Raw genomic sequence first — 12,800 nt, 5'->3', positions numbered from 1 at the left:
ATGAAGAAAACCGGGGGTTTGACATTTGAGTTCGTAAGGTCTACGACTTTTTAAATCACCCACTCCCCGTCCCGCATGAGTGCTTCGCGGCTGCCGTCTGCACGCACGCCGTCCACGTTCATGCCGGGGCTACCGATCATCCAGTCCACGTGAATCAGGCTGTGATTGCCGCCCAAGTCGGCAAAATAGGTTGCGGATTCCGTACCCCCGATCAGGTCAGGCCGAATGGTGGTGGGGTAGGCGCGCCCCAGCGCAATGTGGCTGGCCGCGTTTTCGTCAAACAGCGTGTTAAGAAACAGCGTTCCGGTGCGGGCCACAGGCGCACTTGCGGGAACCAGCGCCACTTCGCCCAAGCGGGCCGCGCCCTCGTCGGTGGCGATCAATTGACGCAGGGTGTCTTCGCCGCGTGTGGCGCTCACTTCTACGGCGCGGCCCCCCTCGAACCTCACCCGGATGCCTTCCACCAGTTGCCCGCGCACGCTCAAGGGTTTGCTGGCGACCGCCACGCCGTCCACGCGGTCTTTATGCGGGGCCGTAAACACCTCGTCGGTAGGAAAGTTCGGCACGCCCAGCACGCCGTTTTTGGCCCGCTCTGCGCCGCCCTGCCAGAAGTGTCCATCGGCCAGTCCTACGGTGAGGTCGGTGCCGAGTTCTCCCTGACTGTGTGTGTCCAGAAAGTGCAGAGCTGTAAAACGCTGCTCGTTCAGGCGATCCGTGCGGGCTTGCAGGCCTGCCAAATGCGTCTGCCACGCGCCCACCGGGTCAGGTGTGTCCACGCGGGTCACGGCAAAAATGTCGTCCCAGAGGCGGGCCACCGCTTCGGCTTCGGGCAGGTCGGGAAACACAGCCCGCGCCCAAGCCGGGGTGGCAATGGCCGCCACCGTCCAGCTCACCTCAAAGTTGCCTGACGCCTCGCTGACCTTCTGAAACGCCTGCGCTAAAGCTTTGCTGCGCCGTGCCACCCGGCCCCCGTCTACGCCCGCCAACAGCGACGGATCGTCCCCCAGAATGCCGATAAAGGCGTACCCATCGGCCACCATCGCTTCCCGCTCCTGCGCTTGCCACGCGGGAAGGAAGGCCACCGCCTCATCGCTGCCGTCTTCGTACAGCGCCAAATCGGTGTGCGCGTCGCCGTACACCACGCGGGCATCCAGCGCCCCGGCGCGGTAGGCGGCCCGTTGCACCAACCGGGCAAAGGCGGCGGCCTCTACAGGCGCACCTATTCGCACCTTGCCGCCAGCGGTCAAGCCCACGCCCACGCGCACCAGCAGGTCGGCGTAGCGGGCAAGCTTGGCTTCAAAGTCGGGGGTAGACGGGGCAGGAGAAGACATAGGGCTACTTTATGCCGAGGGGCAAAAGGACGAGTGGTCTGTAACGTTGCTAGGGCTTGGTCTAAGGGTGCTGTGTCGAAGGGTATAAGAGTCTAGGGTCTAAGGTGCTGGGGCGGTGGTGTTCTGGGTGGCCCCCTCACCCCGCTGTTTCACAGCGCCCCTCTCCCACAGGTGGAGAGGGCAAATGCTTAGATTAGAGTTGGAATCTTTGCCTTAGACCCTTAGACACAGCACCCTCACCACCCCTCGATCTGCCGCCCCGCCTCGAACGCCGCGATGCCTGCCGCCACCGCCAAATTCAGGCTGCGGCCCCCGCCGGGTTGGGGCAGCTTGAGCCGGGGCAACGCGTCGCGCAGCCATACGGGCAGGCCGCGCGATTCGGGGCCGAACAGCAGATAATCGCCGCGCCGGAAGCCTGCTTGCGTGTGCAGTTGCGTGCCGTGTGTACTGAAAGCCCAGACCCGCGCACCGGGCGGCAAGGTAGCCGCAAATGCCGTCCAGTTGGCGTGTTCGTGCAGAGCCACGCCTTCCATGTAGTCCATCACGGCCCGCCTGAATTCGCGGTCGTGCAGATGGAACCCGAAAGGCCGGATCAGGTGCAACGTGGCCCCCAACACCGAGCAGGTGCGGGCCACGTTACCCACGTTCCCAGCCTTCTCCGGCTCGAAGAGGACGACGTGTAGGAGCGGCGTGGCGGGTTCGGCGGCGGTCATGCAGAGCGCACCAGCAGCAGTGTGACCCGCGTTTGCACATGCTCCGGGGCCAACCCTTCCGACGTTTTGAAGCTCACGCCCACCTCCGATTCGGGCAGGCCGAGCAGCAGCGCCACATTCTGCGCGATGGCGGCCCGCAGCGGCCCCAGCTTGGGCCGGTCTAGCGTAACCACCAGCGCAACGTTTGCAGGTACGTAGCCCCGCTCCCGCACCAATTCCAGCGCCCGCGCCACGATCACCGCCGAATCCAGCCCCTTGTGTGCCGCGTCGGTGTCGGGGAAATACTGCCCGATGTCGCCCAGCGCGAGGCCGGACAAGAGGGCGTCGGCCAGCGCGTGCAGCACGGCGTCTCCGTCGCTGTGGGCCACCGCACCCTTTTCGGCGTTGGGAATCGGCACACCACCCAAAATCAGCGGGCGGCCCCCAGAAAGTCGGTGGGCATCTTCGCCAAATCCGATGCGGTAGGGGAGAGTGTGGGAATGGGTCATGGGGGGAGTGTAGAGCGTGCCGGATCAGAGCCGGAGTGACGCTGCGTGTAAACCCCCAGTCTGCTTTGCAGCCAGCCCCCCTTAAAGGGGAGCGCAACTGCTGTTGTCCTCACCTCAAGGGGGGGCGTTGCGCCAGCAACGGGGGGTTTACACGCGGCTTAAACTGAATCCACCACCGCCACCGTTGCCCCTCCACTCGTCGCGTCCCTCATCGCCTGTGCAAAAGCGGGCGCATCTTCGGGGTACAGGCTGACCGGCAGCAGCACGCCCGCCGCCGTGAATTCTTCCTCGCCCCGCACGGCGTCCACGCTGCCCAACAGGTGATACAGGGCGCTGAGATGCCCAAAGCCCACGCCCACGCGCAGGGTCACGCGCCCGCGCACCAGCACACGCGGGGCGGTTCTCAGGCACTCTGCCGCCGTGCCGCCATACGCCCGCACCAGCCCGCCTGTACCCAGTTTGGTGCCGCCGTAATAGCGCACGACTACCACCATCACGCGGTCTACGCCCTGCCCGCCTATAGCCCGCAACATGGGTGCGCCCGCCGTGCCGCCCGGTTCACCGTCATCGCTGAAGCGGTACAGCGGGCCGATCTGGTAGGCCCAGCAGTGGTGCGTGGCATCGGGGTAACGGGTACGCAGCGCCGCTAACTGTGCCAACGCTTCCGGCGGCGAGTCGGCGCGTTCGGCAAAGGCCAAGAATTCGCTGCCTTCAATCACGGCGCTGTGGCGGTGCGGGGCAGCCAGCGTGGAGAACGGGGGCGGCAGGTCAGGAAGTTGTAACTCTACGCTCAAAGAAGCCCGCGCTCCTGCAAGAGCCGCCGCGAGTGCCACAGCGTCAGGCTACTGGGGCCGTCTAGAATCTGGCCCGCCTCCAGCAGCGCGTAAATGTCGGGCAAGGGCATGACCACGCGCTCGATGACTTCAGTTTCTTCGTGGGCCGTGTCGCCCAGAGCAACCCCCAGTGCCAGAAACGGATAAAAAATGACGCCGCTGATGCTGGGTTGAGGATAAAACCCCGGCAAAGCTACCCACTCGGTTGCCACGCCGCCCACCTCCTCGCGCAGTTCGCGCACGGCTGCCGCGTGCAACTCCTCGCCGCGCTCTACCCCGCCCGCCACCACTTCCCACACGGTGGCCCGCAGCGGGTAGCGGTATTGCCGGATCAGCACGCCCTCGCCCGCCGCCGTAATAGGCAGCACGAAAATGGCGCGTGGGCCGCGTGGACGGTACTGATACTGGCCCTCCAGCCCGCCGCCCATATCTACCCGGTCAAGTACCACCGAACGCGGCCCCGGCACCAATTCCCGCGATTCCAGCGTGTGCCAAGGCTGCGCTTCATCGGGCACCAACGTGGGCCAGTTGGCGTGCGTGGTGGTGTCGCTGCTGCCTTCTCCGTGTCCGTCGCCCGTCATGCACTCAGGCTACGCGGTTTGGGGGCTAGGCGCGTGTCGGTGGCACCGTTTTAAGGTTTCAGTGCTTACCTCAAGCTAGGATTGTACGGCCACCACGCCTTTCCCACTCACTACTGACCACTTACCGCTTCTCATCTCATGACCCCATCCGCTGCATTTCCACCACATAGCGGGCGATTTCTTGCGGCGAAGCCACCCCACGCGCCACTTCCACCCGCTCTACCAGCACTTCGGGGTCGTAGGGGTCTACGCGCAGCAGTTGGTTCGCCAGCAGCAGGGCGCGTTTCAGATCGCCCGCTTCCCGCGCCCGACGCATTTGGCCGCGAATGGCCCCCGTCACGGCCCGTTGCAGTTGCTCGCGCAAATCGTCGGCCCATTCGCTGTCGGTGATGGTTTTCAGGAACGGCCCCCGGTACAGCGCCAGCATCCGGGCCATATCGCCGCGCTCTAGGGCTTGCTCCACTTCCAGCACGTCTATGGTCAGGCTGATGCCCGGCCCCAGCGAGTAGCGCGGCATATTGTGCGGCCCCGCGTGAACCACTGCGCCCTTGCCCAGCGCCTCCCGCAGTTCCCGAATCACGCTTCGAATGTAGTTCGATCCGGCCACCGGGTCTTTGTCGGGGTACAGATCCAGTTGGATTTCTTGGCGCGTGCGTCCCGGATGCCGTGCCAAATACACCAGCATCAGGGCGCTGCCGTGCAGGGTCAGGGCCACCGGTTGCCCACTGACCACCACGCGGGTTCGGCCTAGCGTTTCCACTTGGGCGTGCGTCAGGCGTTCTTCGTCCAGCGGCACACTGCCCGTCAGGGTCGCAATTTTTTCAATCACCGCTTCCATAAACGGAGCCACGTCGGGTTCCAACATGGCGCTGTGGGTCAGCTCGCTCAGTTCCTCCAAGTCGGGCCGGAAACGGGCTTTGTCCTTGTCTTGTAGCAGGCGTTCCAGTCCCTCACGCAGCACTTCCACCGATTCCTGCCCTCTTCCCGCCCGCCGCAACGAATCCGACAGGTGCAGCAGCGTGCGCGTCAGCAGATGCGAGTCGCCCGATTCGCGCACAGCAGGCAAGGCCGCCTCGAAATCCAGCAGGGCCAGTTCGACTTGCCCGCGCCGCCGGAACACCACGCCGCGTGTCACCAAAAGCGCAGCAGGCAACTCCTCGCCAGCGTCTATGCCAGCGTGGAGGGCTTCCAGCGCCCGCCCAAATTGCCCCTGCTCACTGTGAAACTCGGCGAGGCGTGAAGCGACCCAAATCCTGACTTCATGATCGCCCGACCCGTCGACCAAGTCGCGAAGCTCTAACAATGCTCCCAAAGTACGTTGGCTATTTCCCTTCAAACGGTAAATATCCGCTTCATTGGTAAGTACCAAAATCATCCATTGATCAGAATAGTATTCTGGATTAGAAAGAATTTGTCTCGCCTCTTTAACATAGATCTCAGCTTCTTCAAAGAGTCTCGCTTCTATATAAATAGTGGCGATGCTCTGCAAAGTAGATAGACGTGGATAAGGAACTGGGTCAACACTCAAGACCCTCAGAGCCTCTTTATTAAGCTGTAGGGCGCGGGAGACATTCCCAAGCACGCTATACATCTGCGCCAATGTTTGAGTGATTCGCCCAGTCAATTCATCATCGCCCAGCGAAATATAACCATGCCAAGCTTTTTCACAGCGGGCCAATCCGGAATCCACATGACCCATCTGAAATTCAGTGGTTCCCCACCACCGCTGAAGGCGTAAACTCAGTTCTCCAGCAGGCATCGGCCCCAACTGGGCAAAATGCTGCGCTGCCTCCTCAAAGCGTCCCATCAGTCGCATCAGATTGCCCAGTTCAATCATGGCCTCGGGGTCACCCAAGATTGAAGCTCGGGTTAACGGTGTCTCAGCTATCTCGAACTCCCGTAGGCGAAGATGTGACAATCCCAACATGCGCCAAGTGGCAGCACCCATTTGCTGCAATTCGGCGGCAAGTGTGATGACAGACCGGTAATTCCCCGACTCAAAAGCAGTTTCTATTTGATTCGGGGGGATCATTGTGTCACCTCACGGCCTCCTGACTAGGCTCTGCTCATGAACTTCAGCCATAACACGAACGCTCTGACAAACCTCTTACAAGAAATCGACACTTTTTCTAGCACCCGCGGAACTGAGAAACTGCAGATGGGCGCTCGGGATTACGGCGTGATGCAGATGGGTGCTCGGGATTACGGCGTGATGCAGATGGGCGCTCGGGATTACGGCGTGATGCAGATGGGTGCTCGGGACTACGGCGTGATGCAGATGGGTGCTCGGGACTACGGCGTGATGCAGATGGGTGCTCGGGACTACGGCGTGATGACCAGCGGAAAGGCGGCTTGAGATGACACGGACTAAAGTGACGCCCGCCCCCGCTCCCAAACCCGCCCCTGTAGTCAACACTGCCCCACGCAACGATAAGCCACGTGAAGTGACCTTGCCCGTGATGCGGGGAGCGGCGGCGGATTTCGGAGTCATCTGAATGAAATCGAATATAGAACACAACGCTTTAAAAGAAGAAGTCACCCAGTCGGTGGCTTCTTTCCTTTGGTTGCTTACGCCCCACAAGGCCAAATCGCAGCGCCTTAGGACAGATAACGCCAATTGCACTCGGAAGCCGTGTCTCAGAGACTTTTAACCTCGACTACAAGAAGTGAGAATATCTACAAAATTTGCATCAATAAAGCCTTCACTCGGCACACGCCGCCGTTGGCTATTACTGCTCAGCAGCGCCAAGGGTGCGGGCATGAAGCGGAAGCCCTGCAAACGAAGCAAGCGGGCACACAGCGTTGAGGTACACACTGTCTTGACCCGCCGCGTCTGGCAAAAGCAAGCACTGTAAACTAAGCATTGTGAAGGTGTCCCGATGACTGTGTTTCTATGGACGGTATTGCTATGACTGCCCCCCGTATTTATCCCATGCGCCTGTACGGCGATCCGGTGCTGCGGCGCAAAGCCCGCGTGCTGAAGCCGGGTGAGCGCCTGACCGTGCCCGGTTTCGATTCCCAGTCGGTGCGCGAAGTGGCTGACCAGATGCTGGAAACCATGTTCGAGCAGCGGGGCGTGGGGCTGGCCGCGCCGCAAGTGGGCCTGTCGGTGCGGCTGTTCGTGGCGGTGGAATATGAGGATGACGAGGAAGAGAACGAGGGCGGCGAGGAGAATCTGCGTTCACGGGTGCTGCGCGATTTCGTGATGATCAACCCCGTGATGAGCGTGATCGACAAGAAAAAAGACCGCTCCTATCAGGAAGGTTGCCTCAGTATTCCCGGCATCTACGAGGAAGGCGTGCCGCGTGCCCGCGCCGTGCAGGTGCGCTACACCGATCTGGACGGCCAAGAACGCACCATCGAAGCCGACGATTACTTGGCACGGGTGTTTCAGCACGAACTCGACCACTTGGACGGCGTCCTGTTCCTAGATCACTTGCCCGCCGAGATTATGGAAGACCACCGCAAGGCACTCACGGGCCTCCAGCGCCAGTCCAAAACCTTCCTGAGCGACTTGGCGGAACACGAACGGCGCAGGCAACTGGAGCGGCTGGGTTGATTGGGCCAAGGTTGACGCTGCCAAACGGTTCCGCCCGCCCCCGCGTCGCTTTCTTCGGGTCGCCTGCCTTTGCGCTACCCGTGCTGGACGCCATTCGCGCCGAATTTGAAGTGGTGCTGGTGGTGGCCCAACCCGACAAACCGGTGGGGCGTGGCCTGAAGCTGACGCCGCCGCCTGTGGCCGCCCACGCCGCCGCATTAGGTTTGCCGCTGGCGCAACCCCGCAAGTTGCGCGGCAATGCCACCTTTGAAGCCCAGTTGCGCGAGTGCGGGGCCGATGTGGCTGTCACCTGCGCTTACGGCAAAATCCTACCGGGATCCCTGCTGGCCGTGCCACGTTTCGGGTTTCTGAATACGCACACCAGCCTGCTGCCCGCTTATCGGGGCGCGGCCCCAATCCAGTGGGCGCTCATCCGGGGCGAAACGGTCACGGGAACCACCATCATGCAGACCGACGAGGGCATGGATACTGGCCCGCTGCTGTTGCAAGAAGCGCTGCCCATTGCGCCCGACTGGACGGCGTTGGAGTTGGCCGACGCACTGGCAACGCAGGCCGCCCGCCTGATCGTATCGGCGCTCCATGACTTGCCCACCCTGATTCCCACCGCCCAAGACGACAGCCAAGCCACCCACGCGCCCTTACTCGTCAAAGAAGACGGCTTCGTGCGCTGGCAGGAGTCCGCGCAGGCTGTGGTCAACCGCCACCGGGGCGTGGCTGCGTGGCCGCAAACCACCGCGTTCGTGGGTGGCAGTCGGCTAAAACTGGCGGGCCTCAGCGTGGTAGCAGAGAGTGGGGGAGAGGTAGATCAAACAGAAGCCGGCCAGATTCTGCGGGCCGACGGCGACGCCTTGATCGTGGCCTGCGGCGTGGGCGCGGTGCGAATCCAAACCGTTCAGCCCGAAGCCCGCAAACCTCAAGCGGCGGCGCAGTGGTGGCAGGCGCAAGCCGCACCGGGCCAGCCTTCACATTTCGATCTTTGGGAACCTACTCAGCCCTAAAACCGTATCTGTGGCGTGACTTCCTTTTCCGCCGCCCCCCTAAATGCTGGCCCCCGCGCCAACCTGTTGCCCGCCGCGCAGTTTCCCCTGACGCTGGAATTCAAGTTCAGCCTGTTTACCGAACTGCGCGTGACGGATGCAGGCGGGCAACTTGTGGCGGTGGTCAAGGAAAAGACCTTCAGTATTCGGGATGAGGTGAAGGTCTTTTCTGATGAGAGCCGCACGCGCCAGTTGTACGGCATGCGGGCGCAGGGGCTGATGGCCGGGGCGCTGGACTGGCGAGCCAAGCGCCTGATTCGCCGCGCCGACGGCAGCGACGTGGGGGCGCTGCAAGCTCAGGGGATGCGGACGCTGTGGGCCGCCAGCTACGAGTTGTTGGACGCCCCCGGCCATGTGCGCTTCACTATCCGTGACGATCAGCCCTGGCTGGGCATCGTGGAGGGCGTCATCGGGGCTGTTCCGTTCATTGGCGACCTAATAGCTATGGGCTTCGATTACCTGATCAATCCCACCTACACCGTCACCGATGCGGGCGGCGAGCCTGTTCTGCGCGTTCGCAAACGCCGCAGCCTCTTTTCGCGCCGCTTTGTGGTAGAAGCCCTGCGCCCCGTGCAGCCGCAAGAAGAGGAACTGCTGACGCTGGGACTGGTGCAGTTGGTGCTGCGGGAGCGTGAGCGGGGGTAAAACGTAACAGGGAACGTGGATCGTAGATCGTGGAAAAAGGCCAACCACGTTTTACGATCCACGTTCTACACGCCTACTTCCTACTTCCTACATCCCACGTTCTACATTCTCGCCTTCCCCACTCGCCGCCACCGCCTGCCGCACAATCGGCATAATCGTCAGGCCCTGCACGGCAATGGTAAACAGCACGATGGCGTAGGTGGCCGTGACCAGCAGCGAGCGGTAAGGGCTGTCGGGCAGGCCCAGCACGAGGCTGATGGCGATGCCGCCGCGCAGGCCGCCCCATGTCAGCAGGCGCACGGTGTACGCGCCGTAGCCTTCGCGCCGCCGCACAAAATGGAAGGGAATGACCACGCTGATCCAGCGGGCGGCCAGCGACACGCCGATAAGCACAGCGCTCGCCAACAATTCTGGGCCAGTCACGTTGGTCAGCAGCACATCCAGCCCGATAAAGGCGAACAGCACGATGTTCAGCACCTGATCCAGCGTTTCCCAAAAGCCTTCGACATATTCAAAGGTATGGGCTGTAAACACCTCGTGCTTGACCGCAGAAATGACCAGCCCCGCCACCACCATCGCCAGCGGCCCGCTGATGCCCAAAGACGCAGCCAGCACGTAGCCGCCGATCACGAGGGCCAGTGTCAGCAGCACTTCTACCGCGTGGGATTCGATGCTTTTCAGCATCACGTAGCCGATGCCGCCCAGCGCCGCTCCGAACAGCACGCCGCCGCCCGCTTCTTTCACAAACAGGGTCAGTGCCCCCAGTGCAGTTGGGGCGGTATGGGAATCGCCGATTCCGGCCAGCCCTGCGATGACCAGAAAAATAACCACGCCCACGCCGTCGTTGAACAGACTTTCTCCGGCGATCAGGGTTTCTATTCGCTTGGGAACTTTGGCCCGTTTCAGCAGGTCTAGCACGGCCACCGGGTCTGTAGGACTGATCAGTGCGCCGAACAGCAGTGCCCACAGCAGCGGCACGCCCAGCCCCAGCACGCCAAAAATGCCGTAGGCGGCAAAGCCGATCAGGAATGTACTGATGAGGGTACTCAGCACCGCCAGCGTCAGGATACTGACCCGCTGTTTCAGCATTTGGCGGGCGTCCAGACTCAGCGCCCCGGCAAACAGCAACACACTGAGGATGCCGTTCAGCACGAAGTCAGTAAAGTTCAGGGTTTGCAGCAGCCCCGCCGCCCACCCCCGCGCCCCGCCAACGCCGAGGCCGTCTAGCACGATCAGAATGATGCTCGCCAATGCGCCTGCCAGAGTGACGCCTACCGTCGTCGGGAACTTGAAAAACCGTTCGTTTAAGTATGCCAGAACCGCTGTCACACTTAGCAGCACCGCGAACGCCGTCAACATAAGACCGCCAGAATCATAGGGGCCACTGTAGAGGACACGCCGCCTGCCAGTGCCGCCCACATCTGAGCCGTAGCCGTGAGAGCCACAAAAAAGCAGGCCCACCCAACTGCTCTGGCAGGCCCACTCTCCTCTTTTGCCTAATGACGGTTTGCCCTACTTACAGCTTGTTCAGTCGCGTTCGCGCTCACGCTCGGCGTTCAGCATGGCTTGAAGCTGTGCCTGCCGCTGCCGCACGTAATCCTGATGAAAGCGGGCTTCGTCCATCAGTTCGGTGCCTACAATCAGCTTGCCCGTCGCAAGTTCGCGCATGGCCTGCGTCACGAGGTTATGCGTCTTCACGCGCTGTTCGGTGGGCAGCACGCTCGGCGCACCCGAACGCAGTTGCAGGGCGCGTTTTGCCGTCACTACCGACAACCGGTACTTGCTGTCGGTCATCGAAAGCAATTTATCAATGTCTTTTTCTGCCATACTCCACACCCCTTTTGTCACTTGCTCCGCGCCCTCTCTGGCCTGCACAGGCGCGGGAGCCAGACACTCAGCCAGTCAGTCTAGCCCGCCGCAGGCCGGAAGGGCAATCTGTGAAGGCACGTTTGGGGGGTAGAGAAGCACGCGGGACGTGAAAAAGCGTCTAAACGTCTTGGGTCGAAGGGTCTAAGTAAGGATTTGGGCAACCGTCAGACACCTTGCTCTAGCCCCTGCTCCCAAGTCACCCACATCGCTTCCGGCACATAGCCGAGGCGGGAATTGACGCGCAGCATCGGCAGATTTAACACTGTGCCCCCAGTTCCCGCAGCTATGAACCCCTCAGCTTTGGCCCAAGCGAGGGCACGGGCTTTGACCAGTGTGGCGAGGCCGCGTGAACGGTGGGCCGCGTTCGTGACGGTGTGTTCGGTTTCTACCTCCGCGCCATGTGGTGTGAGGCGGGTACTGGCGACCAGTTGCCCGCGCCAGCGCACCACGAAGGCCACTTCTTCACGCTCCACCATCTCGCGCAGTGCGGCGGCACTCAGGGCATCGGGCGTGGTGGTGGGGTTACGCGGGGCGTCGGCGCTGCCTTGCACGTAAAGGGTGTGCAAGGCGGCCCAGTCGGAATCACTGGCGTCTTTCTCCAAGCGTTCCACCTCGTAGCCGTCCAAAAACAAGCGTTCTTCTAGCGGCTGGTAAGGGGCAAACTCGAAACCCGCCAAGTCCAGATGTGCGCCCCACGATTGCCAAGCGTTGCGGAAGCCTGCCGACGCAAAAAAGCCCATCTTCTCCGGCCAATCTTCGCGGGTCACACCCAGGAGGCGCGTGAATCCGGCGGGCAGGCGACCCAGCAAGGTCAGATACAGCGGCGTGAACGCTGCGCCTTCACCTGCCAAATCTAGCCGCAGGGCGTCCGGTACGCCAGACCCGAACGGCGCTAGGCGGACGGTTGCCACCACGCCCCCACCTTGCTCGGCCACCCACCGCACACGGTCTGGCTGCACGTCTTCCGGAAACTGTTCGGCACTGTACACCCAATGCCCGCGCACACTGTCTGTCACGAGCTGGGCCACCGTCTCGGCATCGGCATTTTGGAAGGGGCGTAGCGTGAATGGCGTGTGGGCGAGCGAACTTAGGGGTTCGGACATAGGGACATGCTGCACCGCCACAGATCGGAAGGCCAATTTTGGGAGTACGCCACTTGGCTTAGTCAGGCGTTATGCGCTCGCCTCTGTCCAAGCTTAGCGCTCTCAGAAGACTCTCAGGCCTATGTGTGTATTTGTGACCAAACATATATTCACATATCTCTTGACAAGATTCTGTCTGTATCATATTATGTTCTTACCGGAATGGAAGTGCCATCGGCGCACTTGTCCTCCAACCCGGAGGGATCACAATTCTCCTTGAAACGAGAGGAGCAACGCCTGACCCAACCTCAGTCTTAACCCGCGCCCCCCGCCTGTTTCCGGCGGGGGCTGCGCTGTTTTGAACAAGAGTTTCCACCATTATCCCAATCTCGTGTCAGGCGGCGTGGAGTTGTTGTGGTACAGGCTGCACCTCGGTCAGGACGTACAATTCTGTGTGTTGTGCCGCTCGGTGCTGAGCCGCTCGCCACGTCAGTTGCGGCTGTTCCTGACGGACGAGCCGCACCGCATGAAGAGCCTCGACTACGCACCAGGCCCAGTTATCTTGAGCCTGGATGGTTCGACAGCGGCAGCGTCCCAGCGCGAAGTGTTGCTTCATCAAGCGGTGAATGACTTCGATGCCCCAGCGGGCCTTCCAGGCCCGC

15 protein-coding genes are annotated in these 12,800 nt (G+C 61.9%); 5 read left to right on the top strand and 10 right to left on the bottom strand.

The annotated features are described in order from the left end of the window. Positions 1-50: 50 nt before the first annotated feature. The 6 genes from E7T06_RS05945 to E7T06_RS05920 form a co-directional block, all read right to left on the bottom strand. Positions 51-1,331 (bottom strand): aminopeptidase, encoded by a 1,281-nt coding sequence (locus tag E7T06_RS05945; RefSeq protein WP_136364916.1) that lies wholly within the window; start codon positions 1,329-1,331, stop codon positions 51-53. 236 nt (positions 1,332-1,567) lie between these two features. Beyond that, complete coding sequence (locus tag E7T06_RS05940) at positions 1,568-2,044, bottom strand: tRNA (cytidine(34)-2'-O)-methyltransferase (protein ID WP_136364915.1); 477 nt, start codon at positions 2,042-2,044, stop codon at positions 1,568-1,570. Beyond that, complete coding sequence (gene ispF / locus E7T06_RS05935; RefSeq protein ID WP_136364914.1) at positions 2,041-2,532, bottom strand: 2-C-methyl-D-erythritol 2,4-cyclodiphosphate synthase; 492 nt, start codon at positions 2,530-2,532, stop codon at positions 2,041-2,043. Before ispF ends, E7T06_RS05940 begins: the two co-directional genes overlap by 4 nt. Positions 2,533-2,690: 158 nt before the next feature. Continuing rightward, the gene (locus E7T06_RS05930) at positions 2,691-3,326 is read right to left on the bottom strand and encodes a YigZ family protein (RefSeq protein ID WP_136364913.1); all 636 of its coding nucleotides are present in this window, start codon (positions 3,324-3,326) and stop codon (positions 2,691-2,693) included. Further along, on the bottom strand, positions 3,323-3,946 hold the full coding sequence (locus E7T06_RS05925) for an NUDIX hydrolase (RefSeq protein WP_136364912.1): 624 nt from the start codon (positions 3,944-3,946) through the stop codon (positions 3,323-3,325). Before E7T06_RS05925 ends, E7T06_RS05930 begins: the two co-directional genes overlap by 4 nt. A 136-nt stretch (positions 3,947-4,082) precedes the next feature. Then, positions 4,083-5,783, bottom strand: a complete 1,701-nt coding sequence (locus tag E7T06_RS05920; RefSeq protein ID WP_168733396.1) for a tetratricopeptide repeat protein — start codon at positions 5,781-5,783, stop codon at positions 4,083-4,085. Between the two features lie 231 nt (positions 5,784-6,014). Between E7T06_RS05920 and E7T06_RS05915 the strand changes: the two genes are divergently transcribed. The 5 genes from E7T06_RS05915 (at position 6,015) to E7T06_RS05900 (ending at position 9,187) form a co-directional block, all read left to right on the top strand. Continuing rightward, positions 6,015-6,302, top strand: a complete 288-nt coding sequence (locus tag E7T06_RS05915) for a hypothetical protein (protein WP_136364910.1) — start codon at positions 6,015-6,017, stop codon at positions 6,300-6,302. Position 6,303: 1 nt separating this feature from the next. After that, a complete protein-coding gene (locus E7T06_RS21155; RefSeq protein ID WP_168733395.1) occupies positions 6,304-6,441 on the top strand; it encodes a hypothetical protein in 138 nt (45 codons plus the stop codon). 413 nt (positions 6,442-6,854) lie between these two features. Beyond that, a complete protein-coding gene (gene def, locus E7T06_RS05910) occupies positions 6,855-7,505 on the top strand; it encodes a peptide deformylase (protein WP_136364909.1) in 651 nt (216 codons plus the stop codon). An 11-nt stretch (positions 7,506-7,516) separates the two neighbouring features. Then, a complete protein-coding gene (gene fmt, locus E7T06_RS05905) occupies positions 7,517-8,503 on the top strand; it encodes a methionyl-tRNA formyltransferase (RefSeq protein ID WP_240740873.1) in 987 nt (328 codons plus the stop codon). A 66-nt stretch (positions 8,504-8,569) separates the two neighbouring features. Next, positions 8,570-9,187 carry a hypothetical protein gene (locus tag E7T06_RS05900; protein WP_136364992.1) on the top strand — a complete coding sequence of 206 codons (618 nt, stop codon included), beginning with the start codon at positions 8,570-8,572 and terminating at the stop codon, positions 9,185-9,187. An 87-nt stretch (positions 9,188-9,274) separates the two neighbouring features. Here E7T06_RS05900 and E7T06_RS05895 read toward each other — a convergent pair whose 3' ends face one another. From E7T06_RS05895 to E7T06_RS21150, 4 genes are all read right to left on the bottom strand, one after another. Next, positions 9,275-10,546 (bottom strand): sodium:proton antiporter, encoded by a 1,272-nt coding sequence (locus E7T06_RS05895; RefSeq protein ID WP_136364908.1) that lies wholly within the window; start codon positions 10,544-10,546, stop codon positions 9,275-9,277. Positions 10,547-10,714: 168 nt separating this feature from the next. Continuing rightward, positions 10,715-11,014, bottom strand: a complete 300-nt coding sequence (gene rpoZ / locus E7T06_RS05890; protein ID WP_019009125.1) for a DNA-directed RNA polymerase subunit omega — start codon at positions 11,012-11,014, stop codon at positions 10,715-10,717. Positions 11,015-11,220: 206 nt separating this feature from the next. Then, a complete protein-coding gene (locus E7T06_RS05885; protein WP_136364907.1) occupies positions 11,221-12,159 on the bottom strand; it encodes a GNAT family N-acetyltransferase in 939 nt (312 codons plus the stop codon). A 373-nt stretch (positions 12,160-12,532) separates the two neighbouring features. Then, positions 12,533-12,800: transposase (locus E7T06_RS21150; RefSeq protein WP_168733394.1), on the bottom strand; the 268-nt coding region annotated here is incomplete at its 5' end.

Origin of the sequence: Deinococcus sp. Arct2-2 (assembly GCF_004801315.1) — a bacterium.
GTDB lineage: Bacteria > Deinococcota > Deinococci > Deinococcales > Deinococcaceae > Deinococcus.
The sequence above is the reverse complement of the archived record's forward strand: the minus strand, read 5'-3'. Positions and strand labels throughout refer to the sequence as shown.

Bases quoted from the DNA above. Each gene is read 5' to 3' on its own strand.
- E7T06_RS05945 (WP_136364916.1), bottom strand. From the start codon at position 1,331: ATGTCTTCTCCTGCCCCGTCTACCCCCGACTTTGAAGCCAAGCTTGCC.
- E7T06_RS05940 (WP_136364915.1), bottom strand. From the start codon at position 2,044: ATGACCGCCGCCGAACCCGCCACGCCGCTCCTACACGTCGTCCTCTTC.
- ispF (WP_136364914.1), bottom strand. From the start codon at position 2,532: ATGACCCATTCCCACACTCTCCCCTACCGCATCGGATTTGGCGAAGAT.
- E7T06_RS05925 (WP_136364912.1), bottom strand. From the start codon at position 3,946: ATGACGGGCGACGGACACGGAGAAGGCAGCAGCGACACCACCACGCAC.
- E7T06_RS05920 (WP_168733396.1), bottom strand. From the start codon at position 5,783: ATGATTGAACTGGGCAATCTGATGCGACTGATGGGACGCTTTGAGGAG.
- E7T06_RS05915 (WP_136364910.1), top strand. From the start codon at position 6,015: ATGAACTTCAGCCATAACACGAACGCTCTGACAAACCTCTTACAAGAA.
- E7T06_RS21155 (WP_168733395.1), top strand. From the start codon at position 6,304: ATGACACGGACTAAAGTGACGCCCGCCCCCGCTCCCAAACCCGCCCCT.
- def (WP_136364909.1), top strand. From the start codon at position 6,855: ATGACTGCCCCCCGTATTTATCCCATGCGCCTGTACGGCGATCCGGTG.
- E7T06_RS05895 (WP_136364908.1), bottom strand. From the start codon at position 10,546: ATGTTGACGGCGTTCGCGGTGCTGCTAAGTGTGACAGCGGTTCTGGCA.
- rpoZ (WP_019009125.1), bottom strand. From the start codon at position 11,014: ATGGCAGAAAAAGACATTGATAAATTGCTTTCGATGACCGACAGCAAG.
- E7T06_RS05885 (WP_136364907.1), bottom strand. From the start codon at position 12,159: ATGTCCGAACCCCTAAGTTCGCTCGCCCACACGCCATTCACGCTACGC.